Here is a 22,164-nt window from a genome sequence, read left to right on the forward strand (position 1 = left end):
CATATCCAAATATTACTTACTTCACGTTTACCGTCTGCGATTTCTCCGTTGCACGATACTCCGGCGCATATACGCAAGCTGCGGCACATGTTCCGGTCTCGTATGTACCCGCACGGTCTATGTAGTATACATCCTCTATCACCCATGTTCCTTTCGGAAGCATGTCGATATAATAGTTTGTCGAGTTGTCCTTTGGCGATATATACGCACCGTTCCTGTATCCGCTGAGCCTATTCACCGGCTCCATGCAGGCCGCGCGGCGGTCCGTTATCTGCACGAAGTCAAAGTCGCGGCTTGCCTCTACCGTTATTCTCACCGTCACACGGTCGCCCACGGAAAGTTCCTTCACGGTTTTCTTGCCGTCAGTTCCCGATGGTATTATTTCCCTTTTCACCTTTATCCCGCTTCCGGTGGCGCTCACCTCCGGTGTCTTCTGCATGTACTGTAAATATACAGCACCCCATGACGTGCCTTCCGATGTCTTCGTTGCCGTCAGTTCCGTGCCTCTCGGATTTGTGACGGCAGTCTTCACATATCCCAATCCAGCCGTCGCTCCCGGTGTTTCGAGCCTTTTCCCGTCTATGGCAAGCACCGTTTCTGTTCCTGCCGACAGTGCGTTAGTGTTGTCGAAAAGGAAAGCATATACAGCATTGACGCTGTTTATAGGAGTGTCCCATGCCTGCGTACGCTTCTGCTGCAACAACCAGCGGCGCATCTCACCTATCGTCTTGCCATCGGCCGGGGTCACCGCCTTTATGGCTTCTATTGCCGCCACCTGTGCCGGTATCTTATAGTCGCACCATGAATAGCTTGCCCTCCGTGTGTCGTAATAGCGCCCCGTCTCCTCGTTATATACAGTATATTCTTTCAAACTCCGCACATACTCGCGGCTCTTGGCCGTCTCTCCATGTCTGGCGAGTATTATTGCCGTGAGCGCCTTGGCATATATTGACTGGCTTGCAATGTCCTTTTTCAACAACGCTATCAGATAATCGCATGCCGAGCGTGCGGCGTTCGACGGCTTGCGATCGCTTATCGCCATCGAATAGAGATATTGCAACGGCATCATTCCGGGGAAAGATTGTTCCACTCCATTGCTCTCCGCTTTCTTCATGTCACTTACCAACCTCACAATCTCACCGTCCATATATTTGAACGCCTTGTCCATCATTGCCCCGCAACCGGCCTCATTGCCGGTCATAGCCTTCATCCGGGCATACATTTGTACCGCGGTCACTGTGACATACTGGTTTCCTCTCATTCCCGGACACCAGCCCCACGACCCGTCGGCATTTTGTGTATCGATAAGTTTCCTTACCGTGGAAACAGTGCGGCTTTCTATCCGCGCCCCGTCCAACAAGTCGGCGATTTGCCGTTTCTGCTCATCCTCATTGTCGGCATCGGCCACCCACGGTGTCTCAGCGAGTACAATATCCCTCAATTCACCGTTTTTCTTCATGGCACTCATCATCGATGTCTCACTGCCGCTCTCCATATTCCACCGTGCGATAGCGGCCTTTATCTTAGGACTGCCGCCCATTATGCTTGCGGCCACGGTATTGGCATATACCGCCGCCATGCGATCTATGGCGTTTTCGGCATTCGGCGAGGCTATCACTGGCAGCGCCTGCACCATCATCCATGCCGGATTATCAGTGTATTCGACCGTGAGCTTGGTCTGTCCGTCTTTTACCGGTATCAGTTTCGATATGTCTATCGTCTTCACTCCCGGCCCGTTCTGGGTGAATGGAACAGTGACCGTCACCCGCTCACGATCGGGAAGTACCGGCAGATAGTGCTGCTCGCCGTCGCTGAAATCCTTACCCGACACGGAAATACGGCATATCAACAGGGTGTGTCCTACCGACGGACTGTAACCGAACGTCACGCCTGACGTGCCGCCGGCATCTATCGTCACCTGCTTTGCCTCTTTATATACCGTCTTATCCGTCTCCGGGTCTATCAGCTCCATCCTTGCGGTGCCTTTCACCGTTTCCGTACCCGTGTTGAAGATGCGTGCGGTTATCTGCGATTTGTCGCCCATGCGTACGAAACGCGGCACGTTTGGCTGAATCATTATTTCCTTTGTCGCCACGGCCTCGCCTTGAATCATTCCGTTCAGCATGTCCTGAGTATGCGCAACCCCCATGAAACGCCATGTAGTCAGACTCTCCGGCAGTGTGAAAGAGAGCGTCACGCTACCGTCCTTATCCGTCACGGCATCCGGACAGAAGAAAGCCGTCTCGTTGAAGTTTTCACGCATCTGCACTTCACCATACACGTCGCCGCCCGCATCATTCCCGTCCATTCCGTATGGTCCTGTCACCGAATTCTCTTCCTTCACCTCTTTCAATTCATCAGCCATGCCGGCAGCAGGCAGCCCGCCGGCCTCCTTTTCACCCATATCAGCAGACATTTCCGTTTTTGCCATAATTCCCATACCCCTGACACTATATTTCCTTGTACTTGCCGCAGACATCAGAAAGCCGCTATATACCATGCCTATGTCGAACCGTCCGGCATCAAACTCTTTACTTTGCAATGACCTGCTCGATGCCATGGCAAAACCGCTGAGCGGCATTCTTCTCATCGATGTCCACGACGAATAAGGGATGTTTAGCGAAGAGAATACATCAAATCTCCAATTATGACTCATTATATTATCGAGGGCTTTGTCGTAGAGCGTGGCTGTCAGCCGTGCGTCGGCCGGTGTCCCGTCAGGCTTTATTATCCTGAGCCTCCATTCTTCTTTCTGTCCTGGAGTGAGACGGTCGCGGAACGTTGTCCAGCTCATCTTCAGACGCTTGTCCGGAAGAGGTCTTTCTATCGTTGCGGCATAATCATGATAACGACCGTCTTTCACCCAGGCATACATTATCCGCAGTCCGTCGCCATATTCGTCCTTATATGTCAGTTTGCGGTTTATCAGCCCGTTGCTCACGTCTGTCGAACCGCTCTCTATTATCTTGTTTCCTGAGAGGATGCTGTACACTATGTGTACATCCTTATCCGACGATCCTACCTGCACGGTCACGGCCCCTCCGTCACGGGGGAACGAACCTGCCGACGTATAGAACCAAGCACAGGTATCCACACAAGGCACCGTGTCGTCAAGCCCGAAGACGGTGAAATCCTGCCTGAGAGTATCGCCATCACACACGGCGAAAAGACAGTGACGGCCGGCGGCGAGACGTTTTTTCAACTCCACCGGACTACCCGTGCGGGCCTGTTGCCAGTCGTTCTCGTTGTCAATATAAAACCGCACGTCTGACACCATCGTCATTCCGGCTGCATTATACAGAGTGAATGTTATTGTTTTCAGGCTGTCGCCAAGCACTTTTTCCGGCAAGTCTCCGGTCAGGGTTGCCTCCTTGGTGCCGAGCCGCACGCTCATCGATGCGTTTTGCGTCTCACCGGCAGTGTCGGTCACGTCTGCCTCAACCACGAAATTATAGTGCATCGGGGTCATGCCGGTTTTTGCCGGCAGCGTGAGCGGCACCTCCACGGCAAACGTCCCGTCTTCGCCGGTCACCGCATCGCCAGTCCACACGGTCTCTCCCGACAGCGGGAAAGACCGCACTCCACGGGCGATGCCCCGCCACCATAACGCGACATCCCGGCGCACGGTATAGCGCACCTTTGCTCCCTGCACCGCCACACCGGCATAACTGAGCGCCTTCGCTTTGAGCACCAGCGTGTCGCCAGCACCGTATTTCTCGTCAATCGCAGGAAACTCGATATTGAATGTCGGCCGTTTATACTCTTCAACCCTTATTCCCCTGGCCGACTTTCCGACCTGTACCGTATAGTTTCCGTTCATCATGCCTGCCGGCAGAGTGAAGTCGGTGGAGCAAGAGCCGTATTTATCCGTGGTGAGCTGCCGCTCTGCCAATACCTTGCGGTTGGCGTCGCGCAGCACCGCAGTAACCGAACGACCCGCCACGGCAATGTTATCCACACGATTTGTGTTCATATAAGTCACCGCCGACACGTGAACAGTCTGCCCAGGGCGGTATATGCTCCTGTCGGTGAAAATATTTGTCTGCTCAAATCCGCTGTTGCCCTCCGAATAACCGTATATCGTGTACATTCTGCCGACAGGGCTGTACTTGTCTGTCTGAGTATAGGCATATACTTTGTCAAACCACCACCGGTTGGCAGCAAACTTATGCAGTGCCTCTCCCTTGTCATCGCACGTCAGCACCACATTATTTGTTTTCAAACCATTTCCACGGCCGCTCAGTTTGATTTTCGCCCCGGGCAGCGGTTGTCCGGTAGTGACGTCCACCACCACGCAACGCACCGTATTTTCCGGCAAAGCCTCGGCCATGGTAAATACGCTCGTGACATAAAATATTTTTCTGACTGTCATCGTTGCTGGCACACTCTGAAATTCGAGCATATAGACCCCGGCCGGCAATCCGGCCAGCGTTATCGAGTCCGCGAACTCGAAATAATCGGGATGAGCCATGAACTTACGCGTCACCCTACGGTCGGGCAGTGCTTTTAGCAACGGTCTCATAGCCCTGTATCCGTCTTCTGTATCCGGCGACAGCTTCGTCTCGCCCGTGGCATTCACACGATATACATTCATCGTCAGCGACGATATGTTGCGCAATTCCCGGAGCTTGATGACACTGCCGACACCCGGAGCCACCGTGTTGTATTCGGAATATACCTCAAAGCGAGAGTCGGTCAGCGACTTCTTACGGTTACGCAGCACGTTGGCATGCTGCCAGCCGCCCCATTTTCCGATAGCGTAGTTTATGTAGCTTATCCTGTCTTCCACTGTCACGTCAGTACATATGTTCATGGCATCATACCGCTCTATGGCCGCCTCGCAGACTATGTCGAGATCGGAATATTCGTTGATAAGCGAATCGAGCGATTTTATATAGCCCGATTTATTCATTTTGCCGCCTCTCTCCATGCCGCTGCCACGCAACATCTCGAGCGCTGTAATGCAGGCCGCCTGTCGCATGCCTGCCGCACTGTAATAGCGGTGCATGGCCTCATGGTTGCGCGTCTCGTATCCGATGACGCTTAGCATGTCGTCGCCAAATACCGACGCATTATAGCCCTTTATCACAAACGGCTCGTACAACGACACGCGGGTGGCGGCGAGGGTCTTCACATCGGCGACGGCACGGGCCTTATAGTGTGCGGCAAGCGAGTCTGACGAGCAGCCGTCGAGTATCTCTCCGGAAAAAATTTTATACAGTATCGCACTGTAAACGGCACGCAGCACGGCATCTGACGTGTTTTTCTCTTTGGCCTTCAACCGGTCTGTCGCCGGGCCCAACGAGTCTACCGACAGGCCGCACAACAGTGACACCGATTTCATCTCGGCCTTGAGCAACTGCCCGTAGTCTTTCTCTCCCGCGGCCTTGGCCTGTATTTTCCTCAACACCTCTATCTGTGTCTTGGGCAGGTCTTTTCTTTCAGCCGCCTTCTCCTGGTTCCACAACGATGCGTATGTCTGTCCCTTGACGGGTACGAATGCCAGTGCCGCAAAGGCAATGATCGTAAAAACAGTTTTGTTCATGATAATAGTTTTTGACTTGTCCGGCCACGGCAGGCACTTCACTGCCACCGGCCTATATGTCTACAAAGGTATAACAAATATCGCACAACGCAAAGACTTTGTATTTTTTAAAATAAACTTTCACATTTCCGAAATCTTGCCGACCATACGTCTTTATCGCAATCTCTATCGCCATAAATCTTGTTTTCGGCTGTGTTTATGACTATCTTTGTACCGGAAGCCGCCCGCTTTTAGTATAAATAATTTACAAATAACCAATAGCAGACAAATAGACACCCGCACAAAATGAATAATCATACAGTTTTGAAGACATCAATATTTGACACAAGCAAAGTGACGGCATGTCCGCCATAAAGTAATTACATATTTACTTTGGCCCCGCATTTGCCACAATGTGTCGTATCGCCCTGTCAGAGGCGATGGCAGCAGGCTTCCGACAAATTATGCCGGAAGCCTTTTTTTGTATTATATCCGATGTTTTAGCGCTGCATTTGGTATCCGGTTGCACTGCGTTTAGACGCTAATTGCTTTCCATTCGGCATCTAAACGGAAAGCAATTAGCGTCTAAACGCAGTGCAAGGAGTATCTAAATGCAAAACAACGTCCGAACGGCAAACCGGCAATCGTCTTATTATCAAAAATCAATGGGAATTCGAATATCCGGCAACCGTCTTTTGCATAAACATGCAAGATTTGCCCTCCATTGTCTTTCGGATTTTATTTTACAAACAGCAAGTCCGCCTTAATTAAAAATATCACGAGAACCATCTTAATCATAAAGCAGAAGCCATCCCTGTCATAATACAAAATAATGTCCTAAAATACGAGACAGCATGAAACAAAATTATACGCAAATTCCTGAACACATATATGCCAGATGTATATTCATGTTATTATTATTCAATCAATATATATCGAACAAAAAAAAAAAAACATCGTTTTTCGATATATATCTACTGATTTGTTTTGTCAATAAAAATATTATTCATACATTTGCAGGGCCGGAAGAGCGTGTCTTGCCGACAATTCAATGCCGCAACAAGACACAAACCGCCCGGCAAAGCTGACAAACAAGGCATATAAACATGAAAAGAAAGTTCAACCTCCTGAGCATAATAGTATTCGTGGTGCTGATAATCAACTTCATCGGCGGATGCTTCTATGCCGGCCTCGGTTTTTACGAGGGCTTCAACGAAGGAATAAAAGCCTCGCACAACCAAGGCACGCCGTTCAAATCAGAAAGCCCGGTAATGGTGCAACTGCTGCCAAGCAGCCTCGTGAAACATCCCGAATACGTGACTAACACCGTGGACGGTAAGCCAGTAAAAGCACAGATGACACAAGGCGTGGTGTGGCTCGACAAAGATGTAATGGGCGGAATACCAGGATTCATCAGCACATTCTGCGCCATAATAAGCACTGTGCTGACACTGCTTGTGATGTGGCACTTCATCCGTTTCATCAAAAACATAAACCGACAGGAGATATTCACATGGAAGAACGTGAACCTGTTGGAAACCATGGGCGGACTGCTCATAGCCGCATCGGCGCTAAACCTCATATACTCTTGGATACAATGCTACACGATCTCACAGGCATTCGCCGTGGAAGGACGCATAATAGACTGGCTCAGTCCGCTGTGCAGCAGCAACATCATACTCGGAGTGCTGGCCTGCATCATAGGCGAGGTGTTCGCCATGGGACTGAGGTTGAGGGAGGACCAGGAACTGACAATATAACAAAAATAGCAATATACAGAAGAATAGAAAAGACAATGCCGATAATAGTTAATCTCGACGTGATGATGGCAAGACGCAAGGTATCGCTCGGCGAACTGGCGACAGCCGTGGGAGTGACACCCGCCAACCTGTCTATCCTGAAGACAGGCAAGGCAAAGGCCGTGCGATTCTCCACGCTCGAAGCCATCTGCAAGGCGCTCGACTGCCAGCCGGGAGAGATATTGGAATATAAATAAATAGGATACACTAATAATTAACCAAACATTTGAAAACAATGAAAAAATTAATCGTTATCGCATTCGCTGCGTTCTGTTCGTGGACAGCCGGTGCACAACAGATGCCCGGATTTCCGATGGACCCCGCAGTGCGTTACGGCAAACTGGAAAACGGACTGACTTACTACATCCGTCACAACGAGGAGCCGAAAGACAGGGCAAGTTTCTACATCGCGCAGAAAGTGGGCGCGGTGCAGGAAGACGACAACCAGCGCGGCCTGGCTCACTTCTTGGAGCACATGTGCTTCAACGGAACGAAAAACTTCCCCGGCAACAAGGTCGTGGAATACTGCGAGACTATCGGAGTGAAGTTCGGATACAACCTGAACGCATACACAGCGGCAGACGAGACTGTGTATAACATCAACGACGTGCCCACTACGACAAAGGGAAACATCGACTCCTGCCTGCTCATACTGCACGACTGGGCCGACGGACTGCTGCTCGAAACGGCCGAGATAGACAAGGAGCGCGGCGTGATACACGAGGAGTGGCGCATGCGCAGCTCGGCAAGCCAGCGTATACTCGAACGCAACCTTCCCACTCTGTATCCGGGAAGCAAGTACGGTCACCGCATGCCTATCGGACTGATGGAAATCATCGACAACTTCAAGCCCGAGGTTTTGCGCGCATACTACGAGAAGTGGTACCGCCCCGACTTGCAGGGAATAGTTGTTGTGGGCGACCTTGACGTGGACTACGTTGAAAGCAAGATCAAAGAGATGTTCGGCGGCATAAAGATGCCCGAGAACCCGGCCAAGTACGAAATGTATCCCGTACCGGCCAACAACGAGCCTATCTACGTGATCGACAAGGACAAAGAACAGCAGAACAACATCATCGAGCTGCTCTTCAAGCAGGAGAGAATGCCGCAGGAAATGCGCGGGACGCTTGCCCTGATGTTGCAGAGCTACATGACATCGGTAGTATCGACATGTCTCAACGCACGTCTGGGAGAACTATCTCAGAAAGCCGACTGCCCGTTCTTGCAGGCCGGCTCGCAATACGGTGAATATATAATGAGCCGCACATGCGATGCCTTCATGGTATACATCATCCCGAAACCGGGACAGGACGCAGCCGCCGTACAGGCTGTGATGGAAGAGGTTGAGCGTGCCAACCGCTTCGGATTTACCGCCACCGAGGTGCTCAGGGCGCGCGACGAGCAGATAAGCTCGTTCGAGAAGATATACGAGAACCGCGACAAGCGCAAGAACGGCAGTTTCGTAAACGAATATGTACGCCACTTCCTCGACGGCGATTACTTCACAGACATCGAGACAGAATTCCAGACTTTCAAGGCATACGCACAGCAATTGCCGGCCGAAGCCATTTCAACAGCATTCAAAGAGATGGTGGCAAGCACCGACACCAACTTCGTATGCCTGGCCCTGTACGCAGACAAAGAGGGAGTGACCATTCCTACTGCCGACGCTTTCAAACAGGCCATCAAGACAGCCAAGGAGGCGAAACTCGAAGCATACGTGGACAATGTAAAAGACGAACCGCTCGTACCGCAACTTCCCACACCGGTGAAGATAAAGAAGGAGGCGGCCGCAGAACACGGATATACATGCTGGACTCTGGCCAACGGAGCACGAGTGTTCTTTAAAAAGACTGACTTCAACAACTCACAGGTCATGATGGCGGCACGCTCGCTCGGCGGAACAAACAAAGTGAAAGAGGAAGACCTCACCAACGCCGAACTGCTGACAGCTGTAATGAGCTCGACAGGTATCGGAAATTTCAACTCTGTGGAACTTGAAAAGAAAATGGCCGGCAAGCAGGTGAGCCTCTCTCCCAGCCTGACAATGACGACAGACCGTCTCGACGGTAACAGCACACCGAAAGACCTTCGCACGCTTTTCGAACTCATTTACCTGCGTTTCCAGAAGCCGAGCGTAGACAACGACGGATACAACAACCTGATACAGACACTGCGCACACAACTGCAAAACGTGGTCAAGAACCCCGATGTGGCTTTCTCTGACTCCATACAGCAGACCCTGTACGGCCACAACAAGCGTGTGGGCAGCGTCATCCCCGACCTCGACAAAGCCAACTACGAGACTGTACGCCGCATTTACAGCGAGCGTTTCGCGTCGGCAGGTGACTTTGACTTCTTCTTCACAGGAGCATTCGACACAGACAGCCTGCGTGCGTTTACAGAGCAGTATATCGCCACTCTGCCCGGTATCAAGAAGCGCGAGAAACTCACAGACTGCGGCATACGCCCCGTGAAAGGCAACGTAGAGAACCGCTTCAAGCGCCAGATGGAAAGCCCGAAGGCAAGCATCAGGGTGATCTGGACCGGCGAGGTGAAATATGACAACAAGACAGCGGCCGTGGTCAACGCTCTCGGTGAAATCCTGTCACAGCGTTACTTGAAGAGCATCCGCGAGGAAGGATCGATGGCATACTCGGTAGGCGCGCGCGCATCCATCGACTGTGTACTATACGACAGCTATACGATGCAGATATATTGCCCGGTGAAACCCGAGAAGATGGACAGCGCCCTCTATCTGATGAAAGTCGGAATAGACGACATAGCAGCCAAAGGAGTGACCGAAGAAGAACTGACGAAGGTTAAAGAGTTTGAGGTCAAGGACTACAACGACAGCCAGCGCGAGAACAGTTACTGGCAGAACCAGATTGTGTTGACAGCTCTTTGGGGCAAGGACGACCATAAAGGCATGCTCGAAGCGATAAAGAGCGTGACCTCGAAGGACATTCAGGACTTTGTGAGCAACTACCTGTTGAAGCAACACAATTGCGTGACAGTGACCATGCTGCCCGAGGAGAACAAGTAAGAAGCATGCGCAAAAGAAAGATTTTCATTTCGGACAAGCACATCGTACTCATCCGGATAATAACATAGAATCTTTCTGACAAGAACTATCACCCCCGGTATCGCACACCATCCATCATGCGATGCCGGGGTTTATTTTCATCCATACTTAAAACACCAGTCAAGCACGGTTGGATAATACCTAAACCGCTGCGATTTACTTTGACATTACATACCATTGCCACATAACATGTGATCAGCAAGTTGAAGGTGAGTAATTGTAATATGCCTTAAAATTTATATCTTTGCAACCGGAACAAGATAATACGTCAGATGGAAATCAATCACACGCTATCATACCCCGACCTGATGGCCGGAAAGAACATACTATACGTCCATGGCTTCGGCTCTTCGGGACAATCGGGAACGGTATCGAAAATCCGTGAGCTGCTGCCAGAAGCCACAGTGACGGCTCCCGACCTGCCGATACATCCACATGAGGCAATGGAACTTCTGCAAAAGACATGCGACGAGATTAAACCCGACCTGATAATAGGCACGTCGATGGGCGGAATGTATGCCGAGATGCTGCGGGGCTTCGACCGTATACTTGTCAACCCCGCATTCAAGATGGGCGAAGACATACTGAAAAACAACATGCTCGGCAAGGTTACGTTCCTGAATCCGAGACAAGACGGCATCAAGGAGTTCATGATGACAAAGCAAATACAGGCCGAATATCAGGAAATAACGGAACAATGCTTCACCGGCATCGATGAGGACGAGCAACAACACGTATGGGGATTGTTCGGTATCGAGGATCCGGTGGTACACACCCATGACCTTTTTGCCGCACGATACCGCAACGCCCTGCGCTTCCACGGCGGGCACCGCATGAACGACAGCATACTGCTGCACTCCGTACTGCCGGTAATCAGGTGGATATACGACAGGCAGGAACATCGCCAGCGCAATATTATATATATATGCATCGAGGAAACGATGGAACACAACGGCAGGCCGCTGCCAAGTTTAGTAAAGGCATACAGGCTTCTGCTCGAGTTTTACGACATACATATCGTGGCCGCGGCTCCGACCAACAATACCGAATACGCACGCCGTATGCAGGAATGGACGTTTGAAAATCTCGGAGTGGCGGCCTATAACCGGCTGATACTTACCAACCGGAAAGACCTGCTATACGGTGATTATCTCATCGACAGGCTTGAGGACAACGGTTCGAAAGACTTCATGGGCACACGGATAGAGTTCGGCTCGGACACATTCAAGACGTGGGATGAGGTAATTGAGTATTTCAGCAGGCTCGGAGGGCAATAGCATCAAGCGCCAAACGACATAAATAATACAAACAGGCGGTAATGCCTTGATTACAAAAGACCTTGTCCCGGCTGTAAACATGCATGAGACAAGGCCTTATCAGATGTATTAATAGCCTTTATTTTATATCTTATAAGAAGCCATCAACATATTAACGACGCGTCATATGGCTCTTTATCAAACAAAAAAACAAGACGCTTTATGCTTTCTTATCAGCCTTTATCATCCAACGATAAAGATTGCAGCCGATGAAGTTGCCTACTACTTCCGCGACATAAATAACCGCTATATCGGCTTCAGGCAGCGACGCGCAAGAGGCCAACAGGAAATAGAAAGCGTCGGCTATGCTGTGCGTGAAACCGCAAAGGATGAACACCGGCACACCGAACAACAAGGGAAGCATCTTGCCCTGGCGGGCAAACTGCACGGCGGTAGTCATTATAAATCCGCATCCGACAGCCAGAATACCGCATGCCAGCACTCCTATTTCCATACGGCTGTCGACTACCGCCATGGCCGGCGCTATGCAATCGGGCTTCGAGTAGAATATGGCAAGAGCCGAAAGGCCGCATCCCAAGATATTGCCGAGCAGCACGGTGAAGAGCATCGCCCAGTCGCCATGACGACGGATAAAGCCCGCCGTACCCGTATACAGTTTCAAACCGTAATACACTACCGTGGTAAGACCGAAAGCAAATAGCACTGCTCCTGCCACACCGCCCACACGAAGATTAACCACACAACCTATTGAAATACACAATCCGGCAAGTATCGCCGACGGAAACACCGATTTGAACATTATCCTTTTCTTTCTTTTTATTATTGATTATATTTTAACTTGCCAACCAAGGCCGCTCCATCAAAACGGATAAAAAAACAAGACATCTGTCTATTTACATCTCAACCCGACTATCATGACGGCCTATTAGATTTTGGAACACACCATCCGGACTGCCGATCTACAGTCTCACTCGCTCATCACAACCACTCCCTCCTGCTTCTTTCCGTCCATCATTATCTTCAACGGGCGGTCAAACCTGACGTGACGGATATATTCGGTCTCAGTCACAGCCGGCATGCTGTCGAGCAGGTCGGTGCGGCATATACCGTCACCGTTATATGGGTTGACCGTAAAATACCCCACCCCGAACGATGTCAGGTTCTGGAAGAAGTGCGTTCCCTGGCTCGGATCCACGCGATAGTTCTTCAATCCGGCCTCTACAATCACCCTGGCGGCACTTATATGCGGCCACTTCACGGGAATACCGAGCCAATAATCGCTCGACCCCCAACGCCCGGGACCAATCAGAATATAGTTCTTTCCCTCGTCAAGGAACCTGCGGTTAATAGCTTCCACATCCCTCGCTATGTCCGGATTGTTGGTGGCAGTGAAGTTCTCATCTGTCTTCACATACACAACATCCGTCACATCCTCGCTTATTCCATGACCGAGCGAGTTGTGAGAGCGCAGCAGACAGCTCTCGTCGGCAATCGCTTGCAGGTCGGTGTCAAGCACTTGCTTGCTATCCACTATCGGACGTATCTGCAACAGATAAAGTTCTCCTGTCTTATCGGCATTCAAATTGCACGCGAACTCTATCTCAACAGGACGCTTCATCTCGTCCGCCCCGCACTTCTGAGCCGTCTGCAACAGTTCCGGCAGTGGAAAAACGCCTTGTTGCAGCACCCCACAGAACGATATTACCTTGCGTCCGCCCTCATATATGCCGTCACGGATGATTTGATCGTATGGATCGAAAGTAGACGCTATATAGTTCAACGAACCGTCCTTGTCGGCCTCTTTAACCCTCAGATTAAGTATATTAAACCCGTCGTCGGCCTTTAAATCCGTGCCAACATTCTTCATGTCGAGAGCGTAGAAACGTGTCTGTGTGTCACGCAGGGCCGTCTCCATCTCGCTGGTTTGCAACACCTGATGCGGATGATGCGGGCTGACGCGAAGCGTTTGACCGCCGTCCACGATATACTTACCCAGTCCGAGAGCGAGATTTACAATGCCCTCTTCCGACTTTTCGTCGCCAATAGGGTAATAATTGAGCGAGCGCAGCACACCGCTGAAATTCGGATAATACCTGTCGCCATACCTGTGACCCACCACTTCCTGCAATATCACCGCCATCTTCTCCTGGTCTATCACATTGCTCGTGGCCGTCATGTACGCCTTCGAGTCCTTGTAGAACACCGACGCATACACACCCTTGATGGCAGCTGCAAGCATTTTCACCATCTCATACTTATCTTCAAGATACGGTATCATGTATGTCGAGTATATTCCGGCAAACGGCTGATAGTGTGAGTCTTCGAGAAGAGACGACGAGCGCACGGCTATCGGTGACTTCACGGCATCGAAGAACGTATAGAAATCGGCTATCAGAGAGTCCGGCAACTGTGCTTTCAGGAAGTGCGCGAGTATCTCTTCGTCGCCAGCGTCGCTCAAGGCAATCTGATACAGGTTGTTGGAGTCCATGAACTCATCGAAGAAATCGGTGCAGAGTACCACCGTGCGAGGTATGGACACTTTTGCTCCCGGGAAGCGGTTGAACTCCGGATGACGCTTGATTATATTGTCGAGAAACGCCAGGCCGCGGCCCTTTCCTCCGAGAGAGCCGTCTCCTATGCGAGCGAAATGCCCGTAAGCATCAAACTTTCCACGGTCAAACACAGCCACGATACCTATGTTTTTCATCTTTCTGTACTGCACTATGGCATCGAATATTATCTGACGGTGGGCATCCACGTCCTGCAACTTGTGCCATGTGACGTGTTTCAGGAATGCCGATACCGGGAAAATTGCACGTGCGCTGAGCCATCTGCTCATGTGGTTGCGGCTCACATGATAAAGCATCGAATCGTTAGGGATGGTGAATATGCAGTCCTGCAATTCCTTCAATGTGCTTATCCTCATCACCTCGGCATGCGTGACCGGGTCGCGGAAGATAAAATCCCCGAAGCCCATGTGCTCTTCCATGAGGTTGCGCAGGTCTATATTCATCTTCTTCGAGTTCTTGTCAACAAAGCGGAAGCCCTCTGCTTTCGCCCTAGCCGCATTCACTGTTTCCGAACTCTGCAGTATCAACGGGATATACTCGTCGCGCCGTCTTATCTCACGCAGCAGTTCCAGACCTGCGTCCCTGTTATCCGCACCGTCCTTGGCGAAGCGCGTGTCGCTTATCACTCCGAGCATATTTCCCGAATATTTGTCGTATATCGCCATCGCCTCCTCATAGTTACGGGCAAGAACCACCTTCGGACGGCCTCTCTTCCGCTGCGCTGCCGCATGAGGGTTGAGCGCTTCCGTGGAGAAGCGCTTGCTTTGCTGGAGAATATAATTATACAGATTCGGCAGTATCGACGAATAAAACCTGATACTGTCTTCCACAAGCAATATCACCTGCACGCCGGCCTCGCCTATGTCATGCTCTATGTTCATCTGGTCTTCGATGAGTTTTATTATAGAGAGTATGAGATTGGTGTTTCCCAACCAGCAGAACACATAGTCGAAGATAGACAGATCCTCGTTTTTCATACGCCGCGTGATGCCATGGGAGAACGGCGTGAGCACAACGCACGGAATGTTCGGCGAACAGGCCTTCACGTCACGCGCCACATCGAAAGCGTCGTTGTCGGCGTTTCCGGGCATACAGATCACAAGGTCGATATCCGATGTCTTCATCACCTCGCGAGCCTCTTCCGTCGTGCTCACCTGCGTGAATGTCGGCGGATACCGCAGTCCGAGATCCATATACTCATCAAAGATTTTCTCGTCTACCCGCCCGTCGTCTTCAAGCATGAATGCGTCGTATGGGTTAGCTACGATGAGGACGTTGAATATTCGGTGCGTCATCAGATTGACGAACGACACGTCTTTCAACAGAAAATCATTCCACTCGTTGGGGATATTCTTGCTCATGTCTTTTTGCTTGGATTTCTATCGCTGCGCAAAAATACGCATAAACGGCGAGAAAACCAAGGTCATGAGATTATTTTTATGAGAATACTGCAAAACGTCCACATAGGAAAACAGGGACACGGAGATACGGATTATCATCGGCACAACCGATATATATCCCGCATTCTCCGTGTCCCTGTTTTCCTGTTTTCATTCCAAACCGGGCTTTACCGCCCGCCGGGAATACAGAACCGCCATACCCGTGGCGGTATCACGCCCCTTTAGGGGGATCGTGAGCATTACTTTTTCTTCAATTCCATCACCGTCTTGCCGGACTTGTCTGCCAGTTCCAGCTTATTATCGCCCACGAGCTTGAATTTCTCCACACTGTTGAGCGCATCGAGCACCTTCTGCTCCACATCCATCTTGGCGCACATCATCCGTGTGCTGCCCATGTGGCCGAAGCTTATCTTGCCTGTCTTGCCGTCGGCTGTCATTCCTCCCATGAGATTATTGCAACTCGTGCTGCCGTATATCCTGCTTTCAGCGACGTTGAAACCGATGAACGGTGCTTTCTCCACATCTGCCTCTTTAATTTCATGTCCGTTCACTTTTACTATGTTCCACTCACCTCCGAGTCTGTAAACAGAACCCACCTTGCCGCTCGTTCCGCACGATGCCAACGCCGCTACGGCGCACACTGCGGTCAATACTTTCTTCATTTTCATTGTCTTTATATATTACGTGTTTTCTTTTATTCCCAAAAAACTGTCCCGTCTGAATTCAAACGGGACAGCAAAGATAATCTTTTTACACATTACATACAAACATCGGCCGATTACTTATGTTTTTTTTAACATACCGGCCATGCGCCGTCAGTCATCTATATCTATCACATTATAGTTGTTGTCGAATGTTATTTCAAGTCCGGAAGACAGCTTCACCTCGCACTTGCCGCGACCCTTGTCTATCTCCACGACCTTGGTTCTCGGATAGTTGGCTTTCAGATATGTCCTGACTGCCTGCGGGACGAGAGCGGCCGGCACCGCACCTGTCTTTACAGACACATCTTTCCAGTTTCCGTTTCCGTCAAACTCTATCTTATCGCCGTTGGTGAACACCACGTCATAGCTCGTCTTCTCGAAGAAGCCTGTCTCCATCTTCACCATCGCCACTTTCTTCTTGCCGAAATAAACCTTTATGGTCTTCTGTGCCATACAAGGCAGGTCTGTCAGTGTTATTGCCTTGCCGTTGCCCGCCGTAGCCGTGGCACCCAACATGAAAACACCCATAATCATCATGACAATTCTTCTTACTATTCCTTTCATAATCTTATCCTTTTTATTGTTATTACTGTTTTATTACGGCACAAAAGTAGCAATTATTTCCCACAGGCCAAGCATTACAAAACACATCTTAACCATCTTTGGGCTTTTATGTAAATAAAATGTTAAAGCAAGGTTACCGTCTCTCCGCCACGCAGGTTCAGGCGCTTTGAGCGGCCGTTGTATTTCACTGTAGTGCTGCCGCCCCGGCGAGAAGCGATCCTAAGTCCGGTGACGCGGCCGCCGCTCCAGCTCATATCCACGACGAAACCTCCGCGGGCGCATATCCCGCTCACACTTCCCTCGCTCCACTGCCCCGGCAGTGCGGGAAGAAGCGTTATCTCAGCCGGGGTCGACTGCATGAGCATCTCTATCACTCCGGCGCAGCCGCCGAAGTTGCCGTCTATCTGGAACGGGGAGTGGGCATCGAGCAGATTGGGATATGTGCCACCGCCGCGACGGGCGTCCGCTCCTTTATATCCGTCGGGGCTGACATAGCTCAACAGCTTGCGGTATATGTGATAGGCTCCGTCGGCATCGAGCAGGCGGGCATAGAGGTTCACACGCCATCCCGTGCTCCATCCCGTGGTCTTGTCGCCTTTTATTTCAAGCGTGCGGGCACATGCCCTGGCAAGGTCGGGAGTGGCACCGACAGACAGATGGTGGCCGGGATAAAGCCCGAACAGGTGCGACTGGTGGCGGTGCTGCGGGTCACTGTCTTTCAGGTCATGATACCACTCCTGCAAGTTTCCGTCCTTACCTACCTTATATGGTTGCAGACGGGCAAGCGTCCTGTCGGCAGTACGTATGAAGTCCCGGTCGATGCCAAGCTCCCGTGCCGCATCCCGTGCGTCGATCAGGCACTCACGTATCATGGCAAGGTCGGAAGTATTACCATACGAAGTGGCGGCGGAATATCCCTCGGGGGTTATGAACTTGTTCTCGGGCGACGTGCCGGGCGATGTCAGCAGCCGGCCGTCTTTCTCTGTGAGCCAACCAACGCAAAATTCGGCCGCTCCCTTGAGCAGCGGATAGTTGGCCCGGAGAAACGCCTTGTCCTGAGTGAAGAGATAGTGCTCCCATATATGCGTGCTGACCCACGCCCCGCCCATGTTCCAACAGGCCCACGACGGGTCGCCGGCATGAAGGCCCACCGGGCAGGTCATGGCCCATATATCCGTGTTATGCCCGAGACACCAGCCGCGGCCTACACCGTAATACTCTCGGGCCGTAGTCTCTCCCGTCTTGCCCAGATTACCGATAAAGGTGAGCAGCGGGCGGTGCATCTCGCTCAGGTTGGCCGTCTCGGCCGCCCAGTAGTTCTCTTCAAGGTTGATGTTGGCCGTGTAGTTGCAGCTCCAAGGCGGCGTTATCTTCTCGTTCCACAGCCCTTGCAGGTTTGCGGGCACCCCCTCGGTGCGCGAGCACGATATGAGCAGATAGCGCCCATACTGGAAATAGAGCGCTTCCAGCTCCGGATTGATCTGGTTTTCCTCTGTGTACAACCGCAACTGCCGGTCAGTGGGCATGGCTGCGATGACAGGGTCTGTCTTTCCGAGGTCGAGGCTCACCCGCCCGAAAAGGCGCTGATAGTCATATAGATGAGTATGATAAAGCTCGTCGTATGTCTTTTTCACCGCACGGCCTATACGCCTCTTGGCAAGCGCACGGTAGTCGCGGCCCTCGGTAACGGGATTTTTGTCAAATCCGTTGAAGCTCGTCACATTGGTCACGAATACCAGCACATCGCCGCATCCCTCTATCTTCAAGTCACCGGAAGGATAAGAAACTATGCGCCCCGTGCCGCTCTTGTCCACGGCACGGATGACGGTCCGGAAACGTATTCCGCGCGACGGGTCATATATTATCCGCTCGTCGTCGGCCACACCCTTGTAATAGCTCGGATACGACTTGTGTGCCGCATATCCCTCGGCAACAATCTCTCCACCGGCCGATGTCACGGAACACGGCAGTTGCGACTTGAACCGCAGCACGGCGTTGATCTTCTCTCCGCCGGCTCTCATCCTTATCACTATCACCGAGTCGGGAGCCGAGGCGAAATAGTCAGTGGAAAACTCTCCGCCGGCCGTCCGGTAGCTTGTCGACGCCACGGCTCTGTCTATGTCTAAACAACGCCGGTAACCGGTTGTTTTCCTCGCCATATTATCAATATGTTCTATCGTGAGTTGACCGAGAGGCTGATATGTCTCGGAGTAGTGCCCCTGTATTTTCCTGTTGGCGCGGTCAGCGGCGCGATAGTCACCCTTGTCGAGCAGCGCGCGTATCTCGGGAAGGGCTTTGTGCGCTCCCGGCGTTGTCACCTCCGTGTCGGGCATTCCCGTCCACAAGGTAATGTCGTTGAGCGAAACGCGGTCGGTGTGCGTGCCGCCATACACCACGGCTCCCAGCGTGCCATTGCCTATCACAAGGGCTTCCTCGAAGTGTTCGGCCGGCCGGTCGTAATGGAGTGTGAGCCGGCTGCCGCTCTCTCGGGCCACAAGCACCGAAGCGGCAGACAGGGCCGCAAGGCATGCCGTCAGCCGTACACGTCCGGCCACATACCTAATTACATAATACGTTCTCTTCATCATCATACCTGTTTTTTTAGTTTATGGTTAATAGTATTGTCTGAATGCGCAAATTTACAAAAAAACAGTTACAATCACATGGCAAACCTCCAAATAATGCAATTCGGCATATTACGTTCGTTTTTTTACACATAATGTTGTCCGCTACGAAAAAAAACACTATCTTTGCACTGTCCTTTCCACGGAGAGGACAGTGAACATTTGAGTGAAATACGTGTTTATGAACTTCGTTCTCGTCTCAAAATAACGGCCAATAATTAATTGAGAAGCGTAAGAGAATAAAGGGATTAGATACGCCTGTATGCGGGCGTATTCTCCTTTTAGTTTTTTATCTTACGCGGGGTGCTTGGCCGTTCCCTTGGGGCGATAAATGAATGTGAAGAAGACGCCCGCTCTTTTGTTTCACCATGTTTTTATTGCAAAGAAGAACCCCTAAATAACGGCCAATTATGAAAGGTTTGTTCTTATGGACACAGACGTGGCGATTCCGGCTTATGCCGGTAGCCTGCCAAGTCTGTCGTTTCCTCCGGTATGGCGTGGCACATTGCCACTTCAGAGCGTCAGTCTGCCCGCCGTATTACCGCTCATGCCATTCCGCATGCGCGGCAGCAATAATCATATGCACTTTATTATTAACAAAAACGATAAGGACAAGCAATGAAAAGGACTATTTTCACAGTCATGGCACTGGCACTGATAGCATCGGCTGCCGGAGCAAAGAAAGTCAAATTCGACTATTCGGTGGTGTTCGTGCCTGAGGAGGGCGGAGTGAAATTTGAGAAAATCACCGAGGATGCCGACAACGTGTCCGACTACGAGGGCGGCCTCGTGGCCAAGGCTTCAAGCATTTTCGGTTCAAAGAAGACCAGCGTGCTCGACTGGTGGGTGATACCACAGATAGCCCTCTCGCCCGACGGCAAGCGCATAGGATATATCAACGAGAAAAACAAGACAACAAACGTAATGATAAAGAGTGCCTCGAAGGGCGGTCCCAGCGTGCAGCGCACGTTCCGCACCAACGTGGAGGGATTTACATGGAGCCCCGACGGCAGCACTCTCTGCTTCACCGAAGCGAGGGGCGGACACCACGGCGTATATCTCGTAGACGCCAACCAGGGCACGGTGGTGCGCCAGATATCGAACGGAACGGACAACGACTACGGCGGAGTGCTGAGTCCCGACGGCAACACAATATTCTTTCATCGCGGCGAGGGACGCTCGAGCTACAGCCTTTGGAGCTATGACCGCAAGACAAACCTTTTCTCCAACTACTCACGCGGTATGACGGCATGTCTCATTCCGGGCAACAAGCACACCATCTACTGCGCACGCTTCACCGACAAGAACGAGAGCGAGATATGGCGCATAAACTTCGAGACGGGCGTGGAAGAGGTCATACTCACACAGCCGGGCAAGAGCTTCACCACCCCTCAACTGTCGCCCGACGGCAAATGGCTGCTCGTCACCGGCAGCAGCAAGTCGGAGAAAGAGGGCATCGACAATACCGATATCTTCGTTATCCGCACGGACGGCACGCAGCTGACCCAGCTCACATACCACCCCGGCAACGACCTGTCACCTATATGGTCGCGCGACGGACGGAGCATATTCTTCCTATCACAGCGCGGATCGGCCGACAGGATCTACAACGTGTGGCGAATGGACTTCAACATGTAATTATTTTTTTAGTTCACATAATTATTAATTAAACTCTTTTTGAAATGAAAAAGACTTTATTGGTTATCGCATGTGCGGTACTTTCACTGACTGCTTCGGCACAGCGCGCAAGCAGTTCTTCTTCCTCTTTCTTCTCTACGGAAAAGGCCGAGGGCGGTATTGAATTCGGAATACGCGCAGGTATGAATATTGCGAACGCATCGGCATCTGATGAGAACGGGGTTTCCATCTCTCCGGGAAACCGCACAGCGTTTCACATCGGAGTTACGGCCGACATTCCCCTGATGCAAAGCCTGTACGTGCAGACCGGACTTTTCTTCCAGAATAAAGGCCATAAATACAAGGAAGACGAATATACCGAGACATCAAAGCCCATGTATCTCGAAATCCCGATATTGGCTTCCTACCGCTACGACTTCAGCGATGCCCTGCAACTGCAGATTAACGCCGGCCCTTACTTCGGATACGGTATCGGTGGCAAGATAAAGGCTGAATGGAATGATGATGATTCATATGAAGTAGATTTCTTTGGCGACGGAGACGACAATTACGGTGCCAACCGATTCAACTGCGGTCTGCAGTTTGGCGCCGGTCTGACGTTCAGCAACCACTACTACCTGGGATTTGCCTATCAGCTCGGCCTGTCCAACGTCATAAAAACCAATGACGACTACGATAACGTGAAAGACAGAAACTGGATGATAAGCCTCGGCTACAACTTCTGACAAACGCATAAGTGTGCCGTAGGCGGATGGACACAGCCTGCCACGGCACATTTATATCATAATTTTTCCCCTTTTCGAGCCACATAACGGCTCACAAACCGGTGGAGGCATATTCCATGCTGTTGGACACAGCTACGAATATGCCCCTTCACTTTTCCGGCTTTCACCGGCAGTCACACATTTACATTGACACCTTGCCGTGTCATAGCCTCGACATATCACACAATGCTTTCCACCAAGACATGGCTATTTGC

14 protein-coding genes are annotated in these 22,164 nt (G+C 51.3%); 8 read left to right on the forward strand and 6 right to left on the reverse strand.

The window, feature by feature from the left end; all coding sequences use genetic code 11:
- Window positions 1-16: 16 nt before the first annotated feature.
- Window positions 17-5,545: an alpha-2-macroglobulin family protein gene (locus HPS53_RS07470; protein WP_172205448.1), complete on the reverse strand. Its 5,529-nt coding sequence runs from the start codon at window positions 5,543-5,545 to the stop codon at window positions 17-19.
- A gap of 1,085 nt (window positions 5,546-6,630) precedes the next feature.
- On the opposite strand from HPS53_RS07470, the gene HPS53_RS07475 reads away from it, so the two are divergent.
- The 4 genes from HPS53_RS07475 (at window position 6,631) to HPS53_RS07490 (ending at window position 11,685) form a co-directional block, all read left to right on the forward strand.
- Window positions 6,631-7,284 (forward strand): DUF2975 domain-containing protein, encoded by a 654-nt coding sequence (locus HPS53_RS07475; protein ID WP_172205449.1) that lies wholly within the window; start codon window positions 6,631-6,633, stop codon window positions 7,282-7,284.
- 35 nt (window positions 7,285-7,319) lie between these two features.
- Window positions 7,320-7,520 carry a helix-turn-helix transcriptional regulator gene (locus HPS53_RS07480; protein ID WP_104368962.1) on the forward strand — a complete coding sequence of 67 codons (201 nt, stop codon included), beginning with the start codon at window positions 7,320-7,322 and terminating at the stop codon, window positions 7,518-7,520.
- Window positions 7,521-7,558: 38 nt separating this feature from the next.
- Complete coding sequence (locus HPS53_RS07485; protein WP_172205450.1) at window positions 7,559-10,369, forward strand: pitrilysin family protein; 2,811 nt, start codon at window positions 7,559-7,561, stop codon at window positions 10,367-10,369.
- 311 nt (window positions 10,370-10,680) lie between these two features.
- Window positions 10,681-11,685 (forward strand): YqiA/YcfP family alpha/beta fold hydrolase, encoded by a 1,005-nt coding sequence (locus HPS53_RS07490; protein ID WP_104368415.1) that lies wholly within the window; start codon window positions 10,681-10,683, stop codon window positions 11,683-11,685.
- A gap of 199 nt (window positions 11,686-11,884) precedes the next feature.
- On the opposite strand, the gene HPS53_RS07495 is transcribed toward HPS53_RS07490, so the two are convergent.
- Window positions 11,885-12,508: a formate/nitrite transporter family protein gene (locus HPS53_RS07495; protein ID WP_371741814.1), complete on the reverse strand. Its 624-nt coding sequence runs from the start codon at window positions 12,506-12,508 to the stop codon at window positions 11,885-11,887.
- Window positions 12,509-12,652: 144 nt separating this feature from the next.
- Window positions 12,653-15,616, reverse strand: coding sequence for a PEP/pyruvate-binding domain-containing protein (locus tag HPS53_RS07500; RefSeq protein WP_104368417.1), 2,964 nt, complete (start codon window positions 15,614-15,616; stop codon window positions 12,653-12,655).
- Between the two features lie 78 nt (window positions 15,617-15,694).
- Here HPS53_RS07500 and HPS53_RS07505 point away from each other — a divergent pair, with 78 nt between their 5' ends.
- Complete coding sequence (locus HPS53_RS07505) at window positions 15,695-15,880, forward strand: hypothetical protein (RefSeq protein WP_172205452.1); 186 nt, start codon at window positions 15,695-15,697, stop codon at window positions 15,878-15,880.
- A gap of 14 nt (window positions 15,881-15,894) precedes the next feature.
- Here the strand turns inward: HPS53_RS07505 and HPS53_RS07510 are convergent, their stop codons facing one another.
- The 3 genes from HPS53_RS07510 to HPS53_RS07520 form a co-directional block, all read right to left on the reverse strand.
- Complete coding sequence (locus tag HPS53_RS07510) at window positions 15,895-16,317, reverse strand: META domain-containing protein (RefSeq protein ID WP_172205453.1); 423 nt, start codon at window positions 16,315-16,317, stop codon at window positions 15,895-15,897.
- A 153-nt stretch (window positions 16,318-16,470) separates the two neighbouring features.
- Window positions 16,471-16,923 (reverse strand): PepSY-like domain-containing protein, encoded by a 453-nt coding sequence (locus tag HPS53_RS07515; RefSeq protein ID WP_146078610.1) that lies wholly within the window; start codon window positions 16,921-16,923, stop codon window positions 16,471-16,473.
- Window positions 16,924-17,045: 122 nt separating this feature from the next.
- Window positions 17,046-19,514, reverse strand: a complete 2,469-nt coding sequence (locus tag HPS53_RS07520) for a glycoside hydrolase N-terminal domain-containing protein (protein ID WP_233210100.1) — start codon at window positions 19,512-19,514, stop codon at window positions 17,046-17,048.
- A 460-nt stretch (window positions 19,515-19,974) separates the two neighbouring features.
- Here HPS53_RS07520 and HPS53_RS07525 point away from each other — a divergent pair, with 460 nt between their 5' ends.
- The 3 genes from HPS53_RS07525 to HPS53_RS07535 are packed head-to-tail and all read left to right on the forward strand — an operon-like array spanning window position 19,975 to window position 21,910.
- Window positions 19,975-20,169 (forward strand): hypothetical protein, encoded by a 195-nt coding sequence (locus tag HPS53_RS07525; RefSeq protein WP_104368420.1) that lies wholly within the window; start codon window positions 19,975-19,977, stop codon window positions 20,167-20,169.
- Window positions 20,166-21,185 carry a PD40 domain-containing protein gene (locus HPS53_RS07530; protein ID WP_104368421.1) on the forward strand — a complete coding sequence of 340 codons (1,020 nt, stop codon included), beginning with the start codon at window positions 20,166-20,168 and terminating at the stop codon, window positions 21,183-21,185. Before HPS53_RS07525 ends, HPS53_RS07530 begins: the two co-directional genes overlap by 4 nt.
- A 44-nt stretch (window positions 21,186-21,229) precedes the next feature.
- Window positions 21,230-21,910, forward strand: coding sequence for a porin family protein (locus tag HPS53_RS07535; protein ID WP_104368422.1), 681 nt, complete (start codon window positions 21,230-21,232; stop codon window positions 21,908-21,910).
- Window positions 21,911-22,164 lie beyond the last annotated feature (254 nt).

The sequence above is a fragment of the Prevotella sp. PTAC genome (assembly GCF_013166535.1).
Taxonomy (GTDB): domain Bacteria; phylum Bacteroidota; class Bacteroidia; order Bacteroidales; family Bacteroidaceae; genus Prevotella.

Excerpts from the sequence above, each read along its gene's own strand:
- HPS53_RS07525 (WP_104368420.1), top strand. The coding sequence starts at position 19,975 with ATGGACACAGACGTGGCGATTCCGGCTTATGCCGGTAGCCTGCCAAGT.
- HPS53_RS07485 (WP_172205450.1), top strand. The coding sequence starts at position 7,559 with ATGAAAAAATTAATCGTTATCGCATTCGCTGCGTTCTGTTCGTGGACA.
- HPS53_RS07490 (WP_104368415.1), top strand. The coding sequence starts at position 10,681 with ATGGAAATCAATCACACGCTATCATACCCCGACCTGATGGCCGGAAAG.
- HPS53_RS07500 (WP_104368417.1), bottom strand. The coding sequence starts at position 15,616 with ATGAGCAAGAATATCCCCAACGAGTGGAATGATTTTCTGTTGAAAGAC.
- HPS53_RS07530 (WP_104368421.1), top strand. The coding sequence starts at position 20,166 with ATGAAAAGGACTATTTTCACAGTCATGGCACTGGCACTGATAGCATCG.
- HPS53_RS07535 (WP_104368422.1), top strand. The coding sequence starts at position 21,230 with ATGAAAAAGACTTTATTGGTTATCGCATGTGCGGTACTTTCACTGACT.
- HPS53_RS07520 (WP_233210100.1), bottom strand. The coding sequence starts at position 19,514 with ATGATGATGAAGAGAACGTATTATGTAATTAGGTATGTGGCCGGACGT.
- HPS53_RS07470 (WP_172205448.1), bottom strand. The coding sequence starts at position 5,545 with ATGAACAAAACTGTTTTTACGATCATTGCCTTTGCGGCACTGGCATTC.
- HPS53_RS07505 (WP_172205452.1), top strand. The coding sequence starts at position 15,695 with ATGAGAATACTGCAAAACGTCCACATAGGAAAACAGGGACACGGAGAT.
- HPS53_RS07475 (WP_172205449.1), top strand. The coding sequence starts at position 6,631 with ATGAAAAGAAAGTTCAACCTCCTGAGCATAATAGTATTCGTGGTGCTG.
- HPS53_RS07480 (WP_104368962.1), top strand. The coding sequence starts at position 7,320 with ATGCCGATAATAGTTAATCTCGACGTGATGATGGCAAGACGCAAGGTA.
- HPS53_RS07510 (WP_172205453.1), bottom strand. The coding sequence starts at position 16,317 with ATGAAGAAAGTATTGACCGCAGTGTGCGCCGTAGCGGCGTTGGCATCG.
- HPS53_RS07515 (WP_146078610.1), bottom strand. The coding sequence starts at position 16,923 with ATGAAAGGAATAGTAAGAAGAATTGTCATGATGATTATGGGTGTTTTC.